The 19992-nt window shown below is 68.9% G+C and carries 22 protein-coding genes and 2 pseudogenes; 16 read left to right on the top strand and 8 right to left on the bottom strand.

Annotation, left to right across the window (positions count from 1 at the left end; all coding sequences use genetic code 11):
• The first annotated feature begins 18 nt into the window (after window positions 1-18).
• The 3 genes from ACTWPT_RS42970 to ACTWPT_RS42980 all read left to right on the top strand — a co-directional run bounded on the left by ACTWPT_RS42970 (window position 19) and on the right by ACTWPT_RS42980 (window position 1499).
• Window positions 19-660, top strand: coding sequence for a hypothetical protein (locus ACTWPT_RS42970; RefSeq protein WP_443183304.1), 642 nt, complete (start codon window positions 19-21; stop codon window positions 658-660).
• A gap of 139 nt (window positions 661-799) precedes the next feature.
• Window positions 800-1255: a hypothetical protein gene (locus ACTWPT_RS42975; RefSeq protein WP_443183305.1), complete on the top strand. Its 456-nt coding sequence runs from the start codon at window positions 800-802 to the stop codon at window positions 1253-1255.
• 43 nt (window positions 1256-1298) lie between these two features.
• On the top strand, window positions 1299-1499 hold the full coding sequence (locus ACTWPT_RS42980) for a DUF5713 family protein (RefSeq protein ID WP_443183306.1): 201 nt from the start codon (window positions 1299-1301) through the stop codon (window positions 1497-1499).
• 27 nt (window positions 1500-1526) lie between these two features.
• Here the strand turns inward: ACTWPT_RS42980 and ACTWPT_RS42985 are convergent, their stop codons facing one another.
• Both ACTWPT_RS42985 and ACTWPT_RS42990 read right to left on the bottom strand, forming a co-directional pair.
• Window positions 1527-1802 carry an isoamylase early set domain-containing protein gene (locus tag ACTWPT_RS42985; protein ID WP_443183307.1) on the bottom strand — a complete coding sequence of 92 codons (276 nt, stop codon included), beginning with the start codon at window positions 1800-1802 and terminating at the stop codon, window positions 1527-1529.
• Window positions 1803-1992: 190 nt separating this feature from the next.
• Window positions 1993-2418 (bottom strand): archease, encoded by a 426-nt coding sequence (locus ACTWPT_RS42990; RefSeq protein ID WP_443183308.1) that lies wholly within the window; start codon window positions 2416-2418, stop codon window positions 1993-1995.
• A gap of 163 nt (window positions 2419-2581) precedes the next feature.
• On the opposite strand from ACTWPT_RS42990, the pseudogene ACTWPT_RS42995 reads away from it, so the two are divergent.
• Window positions 2582-2743, top strand: a pseudogene (locus tag ACTWPT_RS42995) (hypothetical protein); the annotation flags it as partial.
• 26 nt (window positions 2744-2769) lie between these two features.
• Window positions 2770-3252: a CHRD domain-containing protein gene (locus tag ACTWPT_RS43000; RefSeq protein WP_443183309.1), complete on the top strand. Its 483-nt coding sequence runs from the start codon at window positions 2770-2772 to the stop codon at window positions 3250-3252.
• A gap of 463 nt (window positions 3253-3715) precedes the next feature.
• Here ACTWPT_RS43000 and ACTWPT_RS43005 read toward each other — a convergent pair.
• Both ACTWPT_RS43005 and ACTWPT_RS43010 read right to left on the bottom strand, forming a co-directional pair.
• Window positions 3716-3853 (bottom strand): annotated as a pseudogene (locus tag ACTWPT_RS43005) (ClpX C4-type zinc finger protein); the annotation flags it as partial.
• 18 nt (window positions 3854-3871) lie between these two features.
• Window positions 3872-4228, bottom strand: coding sequence for a hypothetical protein (locus tag ACTWPT_RS43010; protein WP_443183310.1), 357 nt, complete (start codon window positions 4226-4228; stop codon window positions 3872-3874).
• Window positions 4229-4550: 322 nt separating this feature from the next.
• Here ACTWPT_RS43010 and ACTWPT_RS43015 point away from each other — a divergent pair, with 322 nt between their 5' ends.
• The 8 genes from ACTWPT_RS43015 to ACTWPT_RS43050 all read left to right on the top strand — a co-directional run bounded on the left by ACTWPT_RS43015 (window position 4551) and on the right by ACTWPT_RS43050 (window position 11812).
• On the top strand, window positions 4551-6362 hold the full coding sequence (locus tag ACTWPT_RS43015) for a glycosyltransferase family 2 protein (RefSeq protein ID WP_443183311.1): 1812 nt from the start codon (window positions 4551-4553) through the stop codon (window positions 6360-6362).
• A 73-nt stretch (window positions 6363-6435) separates the two neighbouring features.
• A complete protein-coding gene (locus ACTWPT_RS43020) occupies window positions 6436-7440 on the top strand; it encodes an energy-coupling factor ABC transporter permease (protein WP_443183312.1) in 1005 nt (334 codons plus the stop codon).
• 3 nt (window positions 7441-7443) lie between these two features.
• A complete protein-coding gene (gene cbiQ / locus ACTWPT_RS43025; protein ID WP_443183313.1) occupies window positions 7444-8199 on the top strand; it encodes a cobalt ECF transporter T component CbiQ in 756 nt (251 codons plus the stop codon).
• Window positions 8196-8930, top strand: a complete 735-nt coding sequence (locus ACTWPT_RS43030) for an energy-coupling factor ABC transporter ATP-binding protein (RefSeq protein WP_443183314.1) — start codon at window positions 8196-8198, stop codon at window positions 8928-8930. Before cbiQ ends, ACTWPT_RS43030 begins: the two co-directional genes overlap by 4 nt.
• A gap of 93 nt (window positions 8931-9023) precedes the next feature.
• A complete protein-coding gene (locus ACTWPT_RS43035; RefSeq protein ID WP_090946873.1) occupies window positions 9024-9362 on the top strand; it encodes an STAS domain-containing protein in 339 nt (112 codons plus the stop codon).
• A gap of 48 nt (window positions 9363-9410) precedes the next feature.
• Complete coding sequence (locus ACTWPT_RS43040; RefSeq protein ID WP_443183315.1) at window positions 9411-10184, top strand: SDR family NAD(P)-dependent oxidoreductase; 774 nt, start codon at window positions 9411-9413, stop codon at window positions 10182-10184.
• Between the two features lie 6 nt (window positions 10185-10190).
• The gene (locus tag ACTWPT_RS43045; protein WP_443183316.1) at window positions 10191-10955 is read left to right on the top strand and encodes a crotonase/enoyl-CoA hydratase family protein; all 765 of its coding nucleotides are present in this window, start codon (window positions 10191-10193) and stop codon (window positions 10953-10955) included.
• A 236-nt stretch (window positions 10956-11191) separates the two neighbouring features.
• A complete protein-coding gene (locus ACTWPT_RS43050) occupies window positions 11192-11812 on the top strand; it encodes a rhomboid family intramembrane serine protease (protein WP_443183317.1) in 621 nt (206 codons plus the stop codon).
• Window positions 11813-11964: 152 nt separating this feature from the next.
• Here ACTWPT_RS43050 and serC read toward each other — a convergent pair whose 3' ends face one another.
• A complete protein-coding gene (gene serC / locus ACTWPT_RS43055; protein WP_443183318.1) occupies window positions 11965-13074 on the bottom strand; it encodes a phosphoserine transaminase in 1110 nt (369 codons plus the stop codon).
• A 168-nt stretch (window positions 13075-13242) separates the two neighbouring features.
• On the opposite strand from serC, the gene ACTWPT_RS43060 reads away from it, so the two are divergent.
• A complete protein-coding gene (locus ACTWPT_RS43060) occupies window positions 13243-14100 on the top strand; it encodes a response regulator transcription factor (RefSeq protein ID WP_443183319.1) in 858 nt (285 codons plus the stop codon).
• A 15-nt stretch (window positions 14101-14115) separates the two neighbouring features.
• Here ACTWPT_RS43060 and ACTWPT_RS43065 read toward each other — a convergent pair whose 3' ends face one another.
• Complete coding sequence (locus ACTWPT_RS43065) at window positions 14116-15687, bottom strand: peroxidase family protein (RefSeq protein ID WP_443183320.1); 1572 nt, start codon at window positions 15685-15687, stop codon at window positions 14116-14118.
• A 234-nt stretch (window positions 15688-15921) separates the two neighbouring features.
• Complete coding sequence (locus tag ACTWPT_RS43070; RefSeq protein ID WP_443183321.1) at window positions 15922-17028, bottom strand: citrate synthase 2; 1107 nt, start codon at window positions 17026-17028, stop codon at window positions 15922-15924.
• Between the two features lie 280 nt (window positions 17029-17308).
• On the opposite strand from ACTWPT_RS43070, the gene pdxH reads away from it, so the two are divergent.
• Window positions 17309-17962 carry a pyridoxamine 5'-phosphate oxidase gene (gene pdxH, locus ACTWPT_RS43075; protein WP_443183322.1) on the top strand — a complete coding sequence of 218 codons (654 nt, stop codon included), beginning with the start codon at window positions 17309-17311 and terminating at the stop codon, window positions 17960-17962.
• A 10-nt stretch (window positions 17963-17972) separates the two neighbouring features.
• Window positions 17973-19241 (top strand): MFS transporter, encoded by a 1269-nt coding sequence (locus ACTWPT_RS43080; protein ID WP_443183323.1) that lies wholly within the window; start codon window positions 17973-17975, stop codon window positions 19239-19241.
• Between the two features lie 48 nt (window positions 19242-19289).
• Here the strand turns inward: ACTWPT_RS43080 and ACTWPT_RS43085 are convergent, their stop codons facing one another.
• On the bottom strand, window positions 19290-19907 hold the full coding sequence (locus ACTWPT_RS43085) for a UdgX family uracil-DNA binding protein (protein ID WP_443183324.1): 618 nt from the start codon (window positions 19905-19907) through the stop codon (window positions 19290-19292).
• Between the last annotated feature and the right edge of the window lie 85 nt (window positions 19908-19992).

Below are 19992 nucleotides of genomic sequence, written 5' to 3' on the forward strand. Positions count from 1 at the left end.
GGATCTATCGTCGGTGAGGTGACTGGAACCGGCGAGCACGACGATCATCGCCCTGAGCTCTCCGACACCTTGCCGGACCTGGCCGTAGACCTTTCCGACACCGCGTCGTTCCACCATGTCCTCGGCGACACGGGCGCCGTCGGCCTGCTGGACACGGTGGTCTCGCGACGCGTCGATCCGGGACTCCGGGCACCTGAACGTGCTGCTCCCACGCCGGCGGAGACAGGCAGCGTATACGTGCTGCGCCGGCACCGGCGGCATCTGGTGGCCGGCACCCTGCTTGCCCGCATGCCGCGCGTCTCCACCACACCCCAGGCCAAGTCCTGGGCCGCTCGCCAGGTCGCCGCCCGGCTGCGGCCCTGGGAGCCCTTCGACGAGGCTGATCCGGACGGCGGGTGGCACACCACCAGCGGCCTGCTGGTCGAGCAGTACGCTCTCTACCGCCATCCCGGCGGCTGGCACCTGCTCGGCGTGGTCAGCCGGATTCCCCGGCCGCGGATCGTCACCGACGAAGACGCCAAAGCCTGGGCGGCCGACGTCCTGCGCCCTGTCGCACCGCTGACCTGGGAGCGCGGTCCCGTCACGGTGGGTGCCACCACCTGGTACGCGCTGTCGGACTTTGTGCCCGGTTCTGCGGTCACGCTTACGGGCCAAGAATGACGTAGAGAGAACGGTGCGTCGCTCGGGACGTTTCGTCGTGGCGCAGCCGTTATGGAGGCTCTGCCGCCGGTCGGTACGGTTCCGCCGGACACGACGTAGGGTCCAGATCAGCAACCTGCCCTGCGAGATGAGAGCCTGCATGACCGTCACTCCCGCGCACCTGCGCGCCCTGGCGAGCCGCGCCGAGGCGCTGACCGCCGAGGTTCGGGCACTCTGTGACAGTGCCACGAACGGATCGCCGCAAGGCGAGCACCTCGCCGTGGCGGTGCAGGCGGCCAACTTGCTGGCTCGAGGCGCCGAGGACCTGCAGCGCGCGGCCGCAGACCTGGCCAGGAGCCAGTCCCAGCCGTGCGGCATGCCGTGGAGCGTCTGCCCCGAACACGGCAACACACTCTCCTCCAGCGCCGGCGTCTCCACGTGCCGGGTGTGCCGTCGTACCTGGAACTACAACCGGCTCGGCCAACCGTGCCAGGAGCCGGTGACGTGGAAGGTGATCGACCGGGCCGGGACGGAGACGAGGATGTGCGACGGCCACGTCCTCGGCGCCCGCGCGGCCGCTCAGGGGGCCACCTTCATGCGCCTCGAGCAGCCGTAGAGGAAGGGGATTGATTGCGGTGCGGCCGACAAATCAGCAGGTAGTGAACCATGCCTTTCTCCGTGGCAGGTACGAGGACGGGTACTTCCCCGATCATGTCGTCGACAAGGGGAAGGCGATCCTGCTGCAGTGTGATGGACGGACCTCGGCGCCGGCGGACTTGCCGCACGCGCCACGCGCTCGCACTACCACGTGTCGTACGCGGGCGAACGAGCGCGAAGCCGCCAGGAGACGTGAGGCGTAGGGCCGCGGGGGAGCTGATCAAACGCCGTCAGAGGTGAAGCAGGCTGCCGTGCTGGTCGATGTGGTCGGCTGAGTCGTCGTCGAACCACATGCCATCGGTCGCCAGATAACGGAAGCGGTGGATCCCCGGTGGGAGGATCACCGACACGGTACGCATGCCGTTGCGGCGCGGCAGGAGCTGGTGGTGACCGGGGGACCAGTCGTTGAAGTCGCCGACGACGCTGACGATGCCGGCGGGCTGGTGCACGGGAAGGGCGAAGGTGATGCGGGTCTTCTTGCCGAACAGGGGCGTACGCCTCAGCATTGCGAATCCTCCCAGGGGGTGGGCAATGGCCCTAGCTTGATGGGGCCGGAGAGTCGGGAGGAATAGGACACACAGCTCGTAACCTACATTTCACCAGAATTCACAAATCAGCATTCTGCAGGGAAGTGCGCAGGGCTGGATGTCCGTGCGAGCGGTAAGGCCGGACAGGTCGTCCAGCTCGCGGGCTCGATCAGATGTCGATATTCACGTGCGCCCGCCACACGCCGTCGGTCTTGCCGAAGCGCAGGTGGTAGACGGCGACCGCCTTGGGCACTGAGCCGACCCGGTTCACCGCGGCGACCGGCACGGTGGCCAGCCGCACCTCCACCTGCCCTTTGGTGGCCTTGGTGCGCTCGTCGACGGACACGTCCACCGCCACCCGGTCGCACGCCTCCACCTGATAGATGGTCTCGTCCAGCACGCCGACCAGCAGCGCCTCGTCGGTCTCCTCCGTCGAGACGAACACGACACTGTCGTCCGGGACGGCGTCGCCCACGTCGGCAAACGTCTCCACCAGCGCCTGCACCGCCTCTGCCAGGCACTCCTCCCGAGTGTCCGCCCAAGCCTCCACGGCGATGCCGGCGATGTGCGGCACCGCGCGATGCCCTCTGCTCACACTGTCCACTCCACCAGCAATACGCACCGCAGGGAAGACGCACCCTCATTCGGCTGCGCGCTGCATGATCTCCTGTGCGGTGAGTGGGTCGGCGGGATAGTGGCTCAACCCCGATCCCCAGAGTTCATTAGCTCAATCCCGCAACGGCACCCGCAGGTTCTGCTCGACGGCCTGCCAGAACCGCGTCAAAGACCGCCGCCTTCCGCGCCAGAAGCAAGGCCGAATGAGCGGATCGGCATGGGTGAAAGCCGGCTTACCGCAGGGCGGCTTTCCTCTTACCCGGATGAACCGCGTCTCCCGCCCGGTCGTATGGGGGGTGTCCTGAAGTCCGATGGGAGAGGAATTCATCCCATGCGTAGACAATTGGCAGCCGCAACCCTCGCTACCGCTGCCGCCGCCACCGTACTCGTCGCGTTCCCCGGCGCGGCCAGTGCGGATAGCGCACATCCGCACATCAACCGGGTCAAGATGACCGGCAAGCAGGAGGTCCCCGGACCGGGTGACCGCAACGGCTTCGGCGTCTTCGCCTACCAGGTCCGCGACGGCAAGCTCTGCTACTTCATCACGGCCCGCAAGATCAGGCCGGCCGCCGCCGCTCACATCCACGCGGGCAAGAAGGGTGTGGCGGGCCCGATCGTCGTCACGCTGAAGGCCCCGGCGAAGGGCTTCGCGAGAGGCTGCGTCGAGGCGGTCAAGCACCAGAACAAGAAGAACGCCGAACTCGTCCTCACCTTCCGCGAGCTGCGCGGCATCGTGAAGTGGCCGCACCTGTACTACGTCAACGTCCACAACAAGAAGTTCCCGGCGGGTGCCATCCGCGGCCAGCTCGGGTAGCGGTTCGGGCCTGACAGGCCCTGGTGATCCAACCCCCTGCTCCAGCTCCCCGGTGCGGCCGGGGAGCTGGAGCCCGTTCATTCGGCGGCTAGCCGTTCTGCCTCTTCGTGCAGCGCGAGGATGAGAACCAGCCCCAGCTGGAGCTCTTCCAGATCCGACGCCGCGAGGCCGTCAAGGACGCGCATAATGGGCCTCCCTGACTTAACGACGCCCCACGAGTCACAACGGTTGACGCCTACGTCTCGCTTCTGAATCGTTCCCATGCCGATTGACGGGTCATGCCGAGCGAGGCGCCGATGCGTTCCCAGCTGACGTCCCTGCCGCGCAGGTGCGCCACCCAGTCGCGCAGATTGTCGTCGACCTGCGCCTGCACGGCCGCGATTTTCGGAAGGTGCTCGAGTATCTGCTCTTCGGTCATCGACTCCCACATGGGGAGCCGCGGCTCGGTGGAGGCGACGCGTCGTTCCTCTGTGAGGATGTCATTGCACAGGTCGATGCACTGGTCACAAATGTGCACACCGGGACCGGCGATGAGTTTCTTCACGTCCGCGCTCTTCTTGTGGCAGAAAGAGCAGCGGATCTTGTCCTTCCAGTCAGGCATGGCCTGACACTAGACCTGTCAGGCGGCACCTGACAACCCTTCGCGCCGATCTCGTTCCATCTGTGCCTGCAAGATGGCCTGCCGCTCCTCGGTGATCCTGCGGCAGATCGTCACGTACGCGGTCAGCACCTTGGAGTACGCCTGGCGTGCCTCCTCCACCTGGGCGCGCAGGCGCAGGATGCGATCGGCGTCGCCGAGGCCCTCGGCCCTGGCCAGCAATGTGCGGGCCTCGTCGACGATCTCTGCGGCCCGCATCCTCGTACGGCGCAGCAACGCAGAGCATTCGTGCAGCTCCGTCAGCCGTGCCGAAGAGACGATGAACTCAGCAGTGTGCACGGCCGATCCGGCCGTCCGCCTGCGGAGATCAGATCCCATCCCGCCACCTCCCGGTCAAGGTTGCCTAACTGTAGACGCGCAACCCTTGCGAGCGGATCACTCGGGCCGTCGGGGGAGACCTCCATGCACCTGCCGGAGAGGTTTCTCCTCCTGGGTGGGAAAACCTCTTTCCTGAAGCTCGTTCGGTGGCGGCTGAATGTGGTATTTGGCTACCTTGCCGGGGCTTATTCGAAGAATGCCCGTGAATATCCGGTCTCAGCAAAAGCTGGGGATGAAGACGCGCGATCGGGCCCCATGACGGCGACCGTTGGTCACATACTGAGACGGAGCGACAGCGGACCGTAGCCCGGGAGTGGTGGCGATGCCGGCGACAGGCAATGACGACGGGGTGGACGTCAGCGTCGTCATCCCCGCACGCAACTGCCGGGACTACCTCGACAGGTGCCTCACGTCCGTGCTCGTGCAGCGGGTCAAGAAGGAGATCGTCGTCATCGACGACGGCTCCACAGACGGCAGCGCCGACCTGCTCGACCTCTACGCCACCTATCACAAGGACAGCATCCGGGTGGTGCACGTCGAGCGCAGCGGCGGCGCGGGCCGCCCGCGCAACGTCGGCCTCGAGCACGCCACCGGGCGCTACGTGTTCTTCTGTGACGCCGACGACTATCTCGGCCCCGAAGCGCTGGAACGCATGGTAGCCATGGGCGACAGGAACGGCTCCGACATCGTCCTCGGCAAGATCGTGGGACACGGCCGCCGAGCGCCGGCGTCGATGTTCCAGCACAACGCCGACCGGGCGGAACTCGGCGACAGCGCCGTCTACAACAGCCTGTGCTGCTTCAAGTTGTTCAGAAGGGATCTGCTCGAACGCCACCACATCAGGTTCGGCGAGGAAATGCCGATCGGCGAGGACATCGTCTTCACGGTCCACGCCTACTGCCACGCCCGCGTGATCTCCGTGGTCGCCGACTACGACTGCTACCACCTTGTGGCCAGGCCCGACGGCAGCAGCGTCATGCAGCAGCCGGGCAGCAGGGACCCGCTCGCCTGGCTCGCCATGATCAGGGAGCCCATCCGGCTCATGGCCAGGCACGTCGAGCCGGGCCCGCTCCGCGACCACCTGCTGCGCAGGCACTTCAGACTGGACGCGTTCGCGCAGCTCGGAGCGGTGTTCCTGGAGAGTGACGACATCCGGCGCAAGGACATCGCGCGGGAGGTGGCCGCCCTCTGCGACGAGTGGTACACGCCGGGCGTGCACGAGCGGCTGGGCAGCATCGACAGGCAGCGGGTCGGCGCGCTGGACGACATGGATCGGCTGGTGCGCCTGGCTCGCATCGAGAAGGCCACCGTGCGGCGCAGGCTGACCGGGCTGCGCTGGGACGGCGACCACCTGGTCGTGACGGGCGCGGCCGGGCTCGACGGCATCAGCAGGGACGACGGCGTGGCCGTGGTGCTGCGGTCCCGGGAAGCCCCGCACACCGAGCTGGTCGTGCCCGCGCAACGCAAGGGCGTCGAGTTCACCGCCCGCGTCGAGGCGAACACCCTCCAATCCGGCATCTGGGACCTGCGGGTGGCGGTCGAGCTGGAGGGGGTCGTGCGCTTCGGCAGGCTCGGCGCGGAGCGCGACAGCGGCATCACCCTGCCGCGGCCCCGGCTGGTCCGCGACCGGGCGGTCCTGCCGTACTTCACCAGAGAAAACGGCAACCTGAGCATCGACGTCGGCGGGCACGTGGTCGGGGTGCCCGGCACGGCCAGGCTCATCAGGACCAGGTGGGGGCTCGGGCGCCGGCTGGTGGTGGACGGCGAGATCGCCGTCGCGGGCACCACGCCGGCGGCCGCGGCGATCAGGTGGATCGTCTGGCGCGAGCGCCGCACGGGCCGGGAGCGGACCGAGCCGGTGACGGCGCTGCCCGGCGGCGGGTTCACGGCCAGGCCCGCGGTGGGCAAGCTCGCGCCCGGCACCTGGGACGCCTATCTGGAGCTCGATCTGGGCGGGCCGCCCGCGCGGTTCAGGATCGAGGCCGACGCCGAGGCGGTCGCGCCGCCGCGCCGGTGGAGGTTCGCCGCCCTGCTGCGGAGCGTGCGACCGTACGCGACGTCGGGGAAGGGGCGGCTGAGCACGGTCGTACGACGGCTGACGCCTGGGGCGATTGTTAAAAAGATCATGCCCTAATTGCAATCTATGTGCAGGTGCAAGACGATGCCTTAGGGTAGGAGCGCTTGTTCGTCCTCTTGGAGGCATGGTCGTGCACGTACCCGATGGCTTCTTCGATGCAGTTACGTCTATATCAGCCGGAGTGGTGGCGGCCGCCGGGGTCGCGGTGTGCCTTCGCGGGGCGCGGCGCGAGCTCGACGACCGGACCGCGCCCATGGCCGGGCTCGTGGCCGCCTTCATCTTCGCCGTGCAAATGCTCAACTTTCCCGTCGCCGCGGGCACCAGCGGCCACCTGATGGGCGGGGCGCTGGCCGCGATACTCGTCGGGCCCTATACCGGCGTCCTGTGTATCGCCGTGGTCCTCCTCGTCCAGAGCCTGTTCTTCGCCGACGGCGGGCTGACCGCGCTCGGCGTCAACATCACGATCATGGGCATCGTTGGGGTGCTGGTCGGCTGGGCTGTCTTCCGGCTGGTCAGCGGGCTGGCCAGGGGCAAGGGCGGGATCACGCTGGCGGCGTTCCTGGCCGCGCTGATCTCCGTGCCGGCCTCGGCGATGGTGTTCACGCTGCTGTTCTGGGTCGGCGGCACCGCGCCGATCGAGGTGTCGGCGGTGGCGGCCGCGATGGGCGGTGTGCACCTGCTGATCGGCATCGGCGAGGGCGTGATCACGGCACTGACCGTCGGCGCAGTGCTCGCCGTGCGGCCCGACCTCGTGTACGGCGCCCGCGGCCTGGCCAAGCCGCTGCTCCTGCGCGGCGCCGAGGGGACGACGACCGTGGGTGAGCCTGAGCCGGTCACCGTTCGCGGCGCCGGCCGGGCGTTCCTGCTCGGTGGGCTCGGGGTGACGCTGGTGCTGGCCGGACTGGTGTCGTTCTTCGCCTCCTCCTCGCCTGATGGGTTGGAGTCGGTGGCCGAGAGCAAGGGCTTCCTGGACCGGACGGCCGACCACGTGTTCGGCGGGTGGGCGCTGGCCGACTACGGTGAGGTGGGCGGGATCCCCGTGGGGGTGGCCGGGATCGTCGGCGTCGGGCTCGTGTTGCTCGTCGCCGGCGGCACGGCCTATGCCGCCAGGAGCCGTAGCAAGATCAAGGTGTGAGACGTGGGTGCCGGGCATCATCACCAGCTCTACCTGCCGGGCCGCTCTGTCGTGCACCGGCTGCCGCCGCAGTGCAAGCTGCTCGCGGTCTTCGCGTTCGCGGTCGTCGTGGTGGCCACGCCGCGCGAGCGGTTCTGGGCGTTCGCGGCCTACGCGGTGTTGCTTGGCGTCGTCGCGGCGGTGGCGCGGGTGCCGGCCACATACATGGTGCGGCGTATGGTGATCGAGGTGCCCTTCGTGCTGTTCGCGTTCCTCATCCCGGTCATCGGGCTGGGGGAGCGGGTCACCGTGCTGGGGGTCTCGCTGAGCGTGCCCGGTCTCTGGGCGGCCTGGAACATCCTGGCCAAGGCCACGCTGGGAGTGGCCGCCTCGATCCTGCTGGCGGCCACGACGGAGCCGCGGGCCATCCTCATCGGGGCGCAACGGCTCCGGCTGCCCAGCCTGCTCGTGCAGATCGCCATGTTCATGTTGCGGTACATGGACGTGATCATGGAGGAGATGCGGCGGATGCGGGTGGCGAGGGAGTCCCGCGGGTTCAAAGCCCGAAATTTCCGGCACATCCCCGTGATCGCGCGGTCTGCCGGGGCGTTGTTCATCCGCTCGTACGAGCGGGGCGAGCGGGTGCATTTGGCGATGCTCAGCCGGGGATATTCCGGCAGCATGCCGATAATTCATGACATGTCGGCATCCGGCCCCCAATGGGGCACCGCTCTCGCTCTGCCCGCCGCGGCACTCGCAGTGTTGGGACTCGGTCTGTGAAATCTCTCGACGTCAGGCAGCTTGCCTACGCCTACCCCGACGGCACGCAGGCGTTGTTCGGCGTGGACCTGTCGATCGCCCGCGGCGAGCGGGTGGCCCTGCTCGGCCCGAACGGCGCCGGCAAGACCACGCTGGTCATGCACCTCAACGGGATCCTCACCCCAGGGCACGGCACTGTCACCGTCGCCGGCACCCCTGTGCGCAAGGACACGCTCACAGAGGTCAGGCAGCGCGTCGGCCTGGTCTTCCAGGACCCCGACGACCAGCTCTTCATGCCGACGGTCCGCGACGACGTCGCCTTCGGCCCGGCCAACGCGGGGGTGCGGGGAGAGGACCTGGACCGGGTGGTCAAGGACGCGCTGGAGCGGGTCGGCATGCTGGAGGCCATCGACCGGCCGCCGCACCACCTGTCGTTCGGCCAGCGCCGCCGGGTGGCGGTGGCGACGGTGCTGGCCATGGAGCCGGAGATCCTGGTGCTCGACGAGCCCTCGTCCAACCTGGACCCGGCGGCGCGCAGGGAACTGGCCGAGATCCTGCGTTCCTTGGACGTGACGGTGCTCATGGTCACGCACGACCTGCCGTACGCGCTGGAGTTGTGCGAGCGCTCGCTCATCCTCTCCGACGGCGTGATCGCCGCCGACGGGCCCACTCCCGAGCTGCTGGCGGACGCCGATTTGCTGGCCCAGCACCGCCTGGAGCTCCCGTACGGTTTCGCCATCCCGGCGGTGTGAGGCCGTTCAGGCCACATTGGACCTCTTTATCCGGCTGTGGATGCCCGGTATTCGGGGATGTCGAAGTACAGTGACTCATCGAGGAGGGGCTAAATGAAGCTGCGGCTTGCGCGACATGCCCTGGGAGACGCCGTGGTGGTGGCCGTTGAGGGAGAGCTCGACCTGTTCACCGCGCCGTTCCTCCGCGATGAGGTACGCGACGCCATCAAACAGGACGGCGCCAGGCTCGTGCTCGACCTGCAGCAGCTGTCGTTCATGGATTCCAGCGGGCTGTCGGTGCTGATCGAGGCCTGGCGGCTGGCCACGGGGGAGGGCGGCGGCGTTTCGCTGGCGGCACCGCAGGCGCCCGTGGCACGCATACTCCGCACCACGGGGCTGGACCGGCGGATCAAGGTGTACTCCGACGTGGACAGCGCCGTGGGCGAGATTTGACGACCCCCGAGTAGAACTTCATTCGGTCGCCGGGTTAGGGTCCGGTCTATGGACGTGAACGGATCTGCAGCAATCATCTCCGGCGGCGCCAGCGGCCTCGGTGAGGCCACGGCCCGCGAGCTGGCTCGCGCCGGCGCCACCGTGGTCGTCGCCGACCTCAATGAGGAGCGCGGCAAGAGCGTCGCCGACGAGATCGGCGGCGTCTTCGCCAAGACGGACGTGTCGGACGACGAGCAGGTGCAGGCGGCCGTGGACGCCGCCGTGGCCACCGGCAAGCCGCTGCGCGTGGTGGTCAACAGCGCCGGCATCGGTTGGGCGGAGCGCACGGTCAACCGCGACGGCAGCCCGCACAACCCGGCGACCTACCGCAAGGTCATCGAGGTCAATCTGATCGGCACGTTCAACCTCATGCGCATCGCGGCGGCCGCGATCGCCAAGACCGAGCCGGCCGACGCCGACGGGCAGCGCGGCGTGGTGATCAACACGGCGTCGGTGGCGGCCCTGGAGGGGCAGACCGGGCAGTTGGCGTACTCGGCCTCCAAGGGCGGCATCGTGGGCATGACGGTGCCGGCGGCCCGCGACCTGTCCGCCATCGGCGTACGCGTGAACACCATCTGCCCCGGCATCATCGACACCCCGATCTACGGCTTCTCGTCCAATGCCGAGGAGTTCAAGGCCAAGCTGGTCGCGCCGGTGGTGTTCCCCAAGCGCATGGGACGGGCCGACGAGTTCGCGCACCTGGTGCGCAGCCTGATCGAGAACGACTACATGAACGCCGAGGTCATCCGCTTCGACGGCGGCATCCGCTTCCAGCCCAAGTGAGGTCCCGTGTCTGACGAAGTGCTCGTCGAGGAGTCCGGCAATGTCGCGATCATTACCATCAACCGGCCCAAGGCGCGCAACGCCGTCAATGGGGCGGTGGCGCGTGGGATCGCGGGGGCGCTGGACGAGCTCGATGAACGTCCTGACATTTCGGCATATGTCCTGACCGGCGCTGGGGGCACGTTCTCGGCGGGGATGGACCTGAAGGGGTTCCTGGCCGGTGATTTCCCGGTGGTCGAGGGCCGTGGGTTCGGCGGGGTGACCGAGGCGCCACCGAAGAAGCCGCTCGTGGCCGCCGTCGAAGGGTACGCGCTCGCGGGCGGGTTCGAGCTCGCGTTGGCCTGCGACGTCATCGTGGCATCGTCGCAGGCCACGTTCGGGCTGCCCGAGCCCAAGCGCGGGCTGGTGGCCGGGGCGGGCGGCATCATGCGCCTGCCGCGGCGGATCCCGTACCACGTGGCCATGGAGATCGCGCTGACCGGCGAGCACTACCCGGCCTCCCGCCTGTACGAGCTGGGCCTGGTCAACCGGATCACCGAGCCGGGCGCGGCGGTGGAGGGAGCGCTGGAGCTGGCTCGCAAGATCGCCGCCAATGCCCCGCTGGCGCTCGCCGCCACCAAGAAGGTGATCATCGAGTCGCAGGACTGGTCGCTGGAGGAGATGTTCGCCAAGCAAGGCGCGATCATCGGTCCGGTGTTCGGCTCCAAGGACGCCATGGAGGGCGCCGCGGCCTTCGCCGAGAAGCGCGCGCCCCAGTGGAAGGGCGAATAGCAATCCCCCTCCCGAACCGGGAGGGGGATCTTTAGCGCATCCATAGCTCTTCCTGCGTACGGTAAAGGGAGAAGACGAGCTACCGGGAGTGCGCATGAGCGAGCGCAGCGAGCGACTAGTCCAACACAGCCGACTGTCGCTCGTGCGACCTCCGGAGGAGGGCGTATGAGCGAGCGCAGCGAGCGACTAGTCCAACACAGCCGACTGTCGTTCATGCGACCTCCGGAGGAGGGCGCATGAGCGACTATTCGGGTCCTAGGTTCGAGTCAGCCAAACGCGGCGCCGGAGCCCTTCTCTCCGGCGCGCTGAGCGCCTTCATCATCGTGGTCGGCATGCTCGTCGTGATGTGGGTCGTCGAGGGCGTCGACTTCGTGCTCAACGGCGCGCTCGATCAGTTCGGCATCCTCGGCTGGGACCCCGAGGGCCTGGTCGGCATCCTGTTCGCGCCCTTCCTGCACGGCGGGTTCCCCCACCTCATCGCCAACTCGATACCCCTGCTGGTGCTCGGCTTCCTTGCCGGGCTGCGGGACGTGCGCAAGTTCCTGTGGGCCAGCCTGATCATCATCGTGATCGGCGGCCTGGGCACCTGGCTGACCAGCCCCGCCGTCTACACGGTCGGGGCGAGCGGGCTGGTGTTCGGGTACTTCGGCTACATCATGGCCAGGGGCGTGTTCGACCGGCGGCTGCTCGACATCGTCATCGCCGTGGGCGTGGGCCTCGTGTACTACGGAATCCTGGCGGGCCTGCTGCCCAACCAGGAGGGCATCTCCTGGCAGGGACACCTGTTCGGCCTCGTCGGCGGCGTGGTGGCCGGCTGGGTGCTGCGCCGCAAGAAGAGGGAGATCCCGGCCTATTAAAGATGCGACCGCGTGTGCTCGGCAGGGGACGTCGAGAGCAGGCGGTCGATGGAGGCGGACGGAGCGCCCGCCGGCACCGACGGGCTGCCGGTGCCGGCCAGGTGCGCAGAGGCGGACGCGCTCGCCCTAGTTGAGGAGCTGCTGCGCCGTCGTCAGAGGCGCTCGACCACGTAGTCGACGCACACCGTCAGCGCCTCGACGTCGGCCGGGTCGATGGCCGGGAACATCGCGATGCGCAGCTGGTTGCGGCCCAGCTTGCGGTAGGGCTCGGTGTCGACGATGCCGTTGGCGCGCAGCACCTTGGCCACCGCCGCGGCGTCCACGTCGTCGGAGAAGTCGATCGTGCCGACCACCTGCGAGCGGAACTCGGGAGCGGCGAACGGCGTGGTGTACGACGACTTCTCGGCCCACGTGTAAAGGCGCGAGGCGGAGTCGGCCGTGCGGGCGGTGGTCCAGGCCAGGCCGCCGTTGCCGTTCATCCAGTCGAGCTGGTCGGCCAGCAGGAACAGCGTGGCCACGGCCGGGGTGTTGTAGGTCTGGTCCTTGCCGGAGTTGTCGATCGCGACCGGCAGGCTGAAGAACTCCGGCACGTAACGGCCGGTCCCGGCGATCTCCTCGACCCTGGCCAGGGCGCGCGGCGACATGATCGCGATCCACAGGCCGCCGTCGGAGGCGAAGCTCTTCTGCGGCGCGAAGTAGTAGACGTCGCTCTCGGTGATGTCGACGGGCAGGCCGCCGGCGCCGGAGGTGGCGTCAACGAGCACCAGCGAGTCGTCCGAGCCGACGCGCTTGATCGGCATGGCGACGCCGGTCGAGGTCTCGTTGTGGGTGAGCGCGTAGACGTCCACGCCCTCCTCGGTCACCGCGGTCGGGTAGGTGCCGACCTCGGACTTGATGACGCTCGGCTCGGCCAGCCACGGGGCCTTCTTGGTGACCGCGGCGAACTTCGAGGAGAACTCGCCGAACGACAGGTGCTGCGACTTCTCGCGGACGAGCCCGAAGGCGGCGATGTCCCAGAACGCCGTGGTGCCGCCGTTGCCCAGCACGACCTGGTAGCCCTCGGGCAGCGAGAACAGGTCGGCGAGTCCGGAGCGTACGCGGCCGACCAGGTTCTTGACCGGCTTCTGGCGATGGGAAGTGCCCATGAGGCTCGCGCCGGAGGCGGCGAGCGCGGCCAGTTGCTCGGTGCGCACCTTCGAGGGCCCGCAGCCGAATCGGCCGTCGGCGGGCTTGATGTCAGCGGGAATCACGATGTCAGCCACGTGCCCCAGCGTACTGACCGGCGTGGAGTGGCTCGCACGGGGTCCGGATTATGAGATCCGTGAAACTTTCACAAAAGATCCCAGGTCAGCGGCCGAAAGAGGGCCGGGGGCTTGACGAAACGCCTATTCCATCTCACGTTCCTCACTAGTCGCGGGAGCGTGATGCCCATGGTCGACATGGATGGCCTCACCGCCAGAGAGCTCCAGGTCCTCTCCCTGACCTGTGCGGGTCACAGCGCCCAGGAGATCGCCGACCGGCTGCACATCGCCCGCTGCACGGTGGAGAACCACAAGCGGCACATTTACCAGAAGCTCGGGGTCGCCGGTCAGGCGCAGGCCGTGTCGCAAGGGCTCGCGCTCGACCTGCTCGACCTTCACCCGGCCGTGCCGCGCCCGCGCGTGTCGTCCGGGCGCGAACTCGTGGTGCTCCACGCCAGGTGCGTCGTGGCGACGGAGGTGGTGACGCGGGCCATGATCCGGGGCGGCAGGCCGCTCTGCACCGTGCGGGACACGGCCACCGGCGACGACGCCGCGGCCTGGCCGGGAGTGTTCAGGTTCACGGTGGTGCTCGTGGACCCGCTCCCCGCGGACTGGCTGCTGTCGGTACGCCTCGGCGCCCGCGCCGTCGCCGTGCCGTCCGCGCCACCGTGTCCCACCACGGTGGCGGACGCCATGGCGCACGGCGCGTACGCCGTCCTGTGGCTGGAGGACGTCGCCGACCACCTCTGCGCGGTCCTCGACCTGGTGGCCAGCGAGTACGTGGTGGTGGGCGCGAGCATGTGCCGCCGCATCCTGCCCACGCCACACCTCACCGGCCGCGAGCACGACGTGCTGGTCGCGATCGCCGCGGGCCACACGGTCAGGCAGACCGCCCGCCTGCTGGACATCGCGAGCAAGACCGTGGAGAGCACGCGGGCCCGCCTGTTCAGGAAGCTCGACGCGCGCAACAGGTCGGAGACGCTCGCCAACGCCTACCGGGCGGGACTGCTTCCGACGGAATCGCCGACGCCGGTCGAGCGGGTCTGATCCCGGCGGAGCCGCTCACTGCCCCCGGCTGGCCGGATCGACCCGCGCGAACGTGAGCAGATCCACCATCCGGAAGTCGCCCGTTCCACCGGTCCTGCGCGGCAGCGTGGGCCGCCAGGACGGGTTGGTCCTGAGGTAGGAGGTCGCATCGAGCTGGAGCAGTCCGATGAAGACCTCGCCAACGATCCTCGCGCCCACCCCGGCCAGCCGGGTGCCGCCGGCCAGGACCTCGGCCTCCTTGAGCACGTAGTACCACAGCGGCGTGCTGGCCGGCAGGCCGTGCCCGAACTGCTGCAGCTCGGGGAAGTGCTGCGACTCCAGCGCCGGCACGCCGACGGCGCGGGCGATGTTCTGCCCGGACGGCATCGACCAGGTGATGTGCCGCAGCAGATTGCGCTGCGGCAGCGCGGTCGGCGCGTCCCCGGACGGGATCGCGATCAGCGGCAGGTTGAACAGCGGCGTGGAGATCTTGGTGTCGATGCGCTTGTTGGTACGCACCTCACCGTCGCCGAAGTCGAAGAACGTCTGCCAGCCGATGAAGCGCCTGGGCGCCCTGGCCTGACCGCGCAGATCGACGGGATCGGTCTGGCCCTGGCCCGCCGGGTCGAAGATGAACCCGAAGAACGGCGTGTTGTCGGCGTTCCCCGCGAGGTTGGCCCGGTAGGACGGCCGGACCTGGCTGTGCCCGAACCGGTAGGCGGCGCCCTGGAACTCGACCGGGATGAACTGCTCGCCCGCTGCCGGCCGGTAGAACCGCCGCCCGTTGGCCATGATGTCGTTGACGACGGTCTGACCGATGATCAATGGTAGGAACTCGCGCACGATGATCCACTGGTAGTGCCACCTGACCTGCTGCCTGGCGGCCTCGAAGACGTTGCCGGTCTGCCCCGACGCGCGCAGGTGGTCGACCACCCGGTTGTGGAACAGCAGGAACGCCGCGTGCATGCCGCTGATCATCAGGTTCTCGTCGTTGCGCGGGTCGGGGATGATCGCCTTGCGGTTCGGCAGCCGCGGCAGGTCCTCGAACCTGCCGCCGCTCTCCAACCGGAACTTGGCGGGGTCGGAGGGGTTGTAGTACTGCGGGTCGGCCGTGGGCCCGCCGCCGTAGACGGTGTCGAGGTCGAGGCCGGGCGTCCGGGTGTTGGGGGACTGCTCGGGAGCAGTGGGGACGCCGAGCGGCGAGGTCTCGTCGAACGTCAGGTCGTGGTCGATGAATTGGCCCAGGAACGTTATGCCGGCGGTCTGCGCGGCGTTGTCGAGGTTGTTGGGGCTGAGCTCCGGGTTGGTGATCAGCCGGATCGGGCCCTCCTGGAGCGGGTCCAGGGCGTCGATCACGCCCCCGGGGCGGCCCATCGACATGAGGGCCTGCCGGAGGGTGGGCGCGTTGAAGTCGGCGAACGGAGAGATGTTGAAGATCCGGCCGAACCTGTCGGGAGAGGTGGCCAGGCCGCCGGCCTGGGTCGTGACGACCTTGGCGAGCGCTTCAGCGGGGGTGAGCGTCAGGGCCGCGGCTCCGGCTCCCACGCCGGTGAGGAATCCTCGCCTGCTTAAGCCTGACTTGGGCGGGTCATCGCTGGACTTGAGCATGACTTGCCTCCTTGCGGGCCTCCCACCGGAGGAGGGCAGGCAGGCGTCAGCAACCGGCTGGGTGGTGGGTGTCCGGCCTGCTGGTGGTGGGAGGCTGGGGGGTGCCTTCGCTCAGGCTGATCCCATGACAAGAGGCGGTCAAGGACAACTTTCCCCTAGTGCTGTTCACACGATGCTCATGAAAAAACGGCTACCGCGCGGATGCGAGCCGCGCGGTAGCCGTCCACGAATCGGTTAGTACTTCCCGGCCACCTCGTCGGCGCCGGCCACGTCGCTGAGCGGACGCGAGGACGGGCCCACGTAGTTCGCGCTGGGGCGGACGAGCCTGCCCGTGCGCTTCTGCTCCAGGATGTGCGCGGCCCAGCCGGCTGTACGGGCGCAGGTGAACATCGAGGTGAACATGTGGGACGGGACCTCGGCGAAGTCCAGCACCACGGCCGCCCAGTACTCCACGTTGGTGGCCAGCACCCGGTCGGGCTTGCGCGCGTGCAGCTCCTCCAGCGCGGCCTGCTCAAGCGCCGCAGCGACCTCGTAACGCGGGGCGTCGAGCTCCTTGGCGGTACGGCGCAGCACGCGGGCGCGCGGGTCCTCGGCGCGGTAGACGCGGTGGCCGAAGCCCATGAGCCTGTTGCCCTTGTCGAGCTCGCCCTGGACGTACTTCTTGGCGTCGCCGAGGTGCTCGACGCCTTCGATCATGTGCAGCACCCGGGCCGGGGCGCCGCCGTGCAGCGGACCGGACATGGCGCCGACGGCGCCGGAGAGCGCGGCGGCCACGTCGGCGCCGGTGGAGGCGATGACGCGGGCGGTGAACGTCGAGGCGTTCATGCCGTGCTCGGCCGCGGAGGTCCAGTAAGCGTCGATGGCCTTGACGTGCTTGGGATCGGGCTCACCGCGCCAGCGGATCATGAACCGCTCGACGATGGTCTTCGCCTCGTCGACCCGGCTCTGCGGCACCATCGGCAGGCCGAGCCCGCGCGCGGACTGGGCCACGAAGGACAACGCCATCACGGAAGCACGCGCCAGCTGGTCGCGGGCCTCCTCGTCACTGATGTCGAGCAGCGGCTTGAAGCCATAGGCGGGAGCCAGCATGGCAAGCGCGCTCTGCACGTCTACGCGGATGTCACCGGAGTGGACAGGGATGGGGTACGGCTCCGCCGGGGGTAGACCCGGCTGGAACGTGTTGTCGACCAGCAGGCCCCACACTGCCCCGAACGGGACACGGCCGACCAGCTCTTCGATGTCGACGCCCCGGTATCGAAGGGCGCCCCCTTCTTTGTCCGGTTCCGCGATCTCGGTCTCGAAAGCTACGACGCCTTCGAGCCCGGGTTTGAAGTCGGACATGCTCGGCCGCCTCCCTTTCTTGCCATGTTTCGGCAACGCAAAGCTGTGCTCATGGTCGCGGCCGCTTCGGGGGTCGTTGGCTCTCTCCCCCCGAGCTGCTCCGCTCTGTTGATGTCGAGATACCGGCGGGTCAATTTAACCCCCTCCCAGGTCGTGCTCGGTCTCGGGACCCGCCGTAAGGCCAAACCCGCTGGTAGGAGCGGTCTCAGAAGTCGGCATGAGATCGCCATGACACAGCGGGTGCGGGGATCTTCCATGCAGCACGCGAGAATATCGTCTCGTGGATGCCACCCCGCGCCCGCCCGTGCTGGCGGGGCTTCGCCGTACGTACGAGGGCGAGCCGCTGCTCGAATCAGATCTCGCGTCCGACCCCGTCGCGCAATTCACCGTCTGGTTCCAGGACGCGGTCGACGCCGGCCTGCCGGAACCCAACGCCATGATCCTGGCCACCGCCTCCGCAGGCGGTCGCCCCAGCGCCAGGACGGTCCTGCTGAAGGGCTACGACGAACGCGGATTCGTCTTCTACACCAACTACGAGTCGCGCAAGGGCCGCGACCTGGCCGAGAACCCCCGGGCCTCGCTGTTGTTCCCCTGGCACCCCATCCGCCGCCAGGTCCGCATCGAGGGCACCGTCGCCAAGATCTCCCACGAGGAGTCGGCCGGATATTTCAACTCCCGCCCGTACGGCTCGCGCATCGGCGCGTGGGCCTCGCGCCAGTCGGCGGTCGTGCGCTCCAGGGAGGAGCTGGACGCCCGCTACCGCGAACTGGCCGACCGCTGGCCGGACGACCCTCCGGTCCCCGACTTCTGGGGCGGCTTCCGCGTGGCCCCGGTCGAGGTGGAGTTCTGGCAGGGGCAGCTCGACCGGATGCACGACCGGCTTCGCTACCGGCGGACTCGACCCGGCTGGGCCTTGGAGAGACTCGCACCTTAATGTGCATGGAGTGGCATTCGGGGAGCTCGTCAAACGTCAACTGGTGGACACCCGGCCGCTGGGCGTGCCCGCGTACCGGCGGATCTGGCTCGGCCAGGCCATCTCGCACGTCGGGGTCGGGGTCACCGTGGTGGCGGTCGGCCAGCAGGTCTATGAGCTGACGAACTCCTCGTTCTGGGTCGGGCTGCTCAGCATGGCCAACCTGGTGCCGCTGGTGGTGTTCGGCCTGTGGGGCGGGGCGGTCGCCGACGCACTGGACCGGCGCAGGGTGCTGATCATCGGCTCGTTCGTGGCCTGGGCGGCCACCCTGTTCATCCTGGCGCAGGCGCTGCTCGGGCTGGGGAACGTCTACCTGATCTTCGCGACGGTCGCGCTGAACGCCACCGGCTTCGCCATCACCGGGCCGACCAGGGGCGCGATCATCCCGAGGATCCTGGAGCCCGAGCTGGTGCCCGCTGCCAACGCGCTCAACTCGCTGGTCTACAGCATCGGCGCGGTGGTCGGCCCGATGGTCGGGGGCGTGCTGGTGTCCACCGGCGGGTTCGCCGCGGCGTACGCGGTGGACGCCCTCCTCTTCGCTGGCAGCCTCTACGCGGCTCTCAGGCTGCCCTCACTGCCTCCGAAGGGCGAGGTGAGCCGTCCGGGTGCACGGGCGGTGCTGGAGGGGCTCAGCTTCATCGTCAGGAGCCCGGTGCTGCTCATGTCGTTCGTGGTGGACATCATCGCGATGGTGTTCGCGCTGCCGCGGGCGTTGTTCCCCGAGCTGGCCGACAAGTCGTTCGGTGGGTCGGAGATCGCACTCGGCCTGCTGTATTCCGCCATGGCCGGCGGCTCCGTCATCGGCGCGTTGTTCTCCGGCTGGGTGGGACGGGTCACCCGGCAGGGGATGGCGCTGGTCGTCGTCATCGCCGTCTGGGGGCTGGCCGTGGCCGCGGCGGGGCTGGTGCACGAGCTGTGGCTGGTGGTGGCGTTCATGGCCGTCGGCGGCGCGGCGGACGTGGTGTCGTCGGTGTGGCGGCAGTCGATCCTGCAGTTGTACGCGCCCGACGAGATGCGCGGACGGCTCCAAGGAGCGTTCATGGTCGTCGTGGCGGGCGGGCCGCGCCTGGGCGACCTGCGGGCCGGGGGGACGGCGACGGCGTTCGGGCTCGCCGGCGCGTGGGTCGGCGGCGGCCTGGCGTGCGCGGTCGCGGTGCTGATCGTGGGCCTGTCCGTGGCCTCCTTCAGGAACTACCGGGCGGGCACGGTCGCCAAAGAGCAGGTGGTCGCCCCGGATTAGGCCACAGCCTCGCGCTCAGTCCGTCAGGCCACGGCAGGGGTCGGGCGGTCAGGCCACCCGGGCCGCCGCTTGGAGGTCGGACAGGAAGCCCGCGTACGCCGCGTCCCTGTCCGGCGCGCGCAACACGGCCGACGGGTGGATGGTGGCCACGGCGAGCGCCTGCCCGAGCGGCACCGGCTCGCCCCTGTGCTGCGTCACCCGGAACGTCCGTCCCAGCAGCGCCTGCGCGGCCGTCGCACCCAGCACCACGATCACCGCCGGATCCACCACGGCCAGCTCCGCGTCGAGCCACGGATGGCAGGCCGTGATCTCGGCGGCCGTCGGCTTCTGGTGAATGCGTCTTTTCCCCCTGGGCACGAATGAAAAATGCTTGACGGCGTTGGTGATGTAAACGTCGTCACGCGGAATGCCGGCCTCCGCCAGCCCTTTGTCCAGAACGCGGCCCGCCGGACCGACGAACGGATGCCCCTGACGGTCCTCCTGGTCCCCCGGCTGCTCGCCCACCAGCATGAACGTCGCCTGGCTCGGCCCCTCGCCGAACACCGTCTGCGTGGCGTTCCTGTACAGGCCACACCCCTCGCAACAGGCCGCGGCGCTCCGCAGCGACTCGAGGTCCAGCTTGTCGGGAAGGAACTGGGCCGCGCTGGTGTTGCCGTCCTTATCCATCGTCGGTCGTTCTCCCAATAGGGTTCTTGTTGAGGCCTGTGCCCGAGGCGGACGGGCTCAGTCCTGGGTCTGGTGGGTCAGCGTC

It is taken from the genome of Nonomuraea sp. 3N208, assembly GCF_052245935.1.
GTDB lineage: Bacteria > Actinomycetota > Actinomycetes > Streptosporangiales > Streptosporangiaceae > Nonomuraea.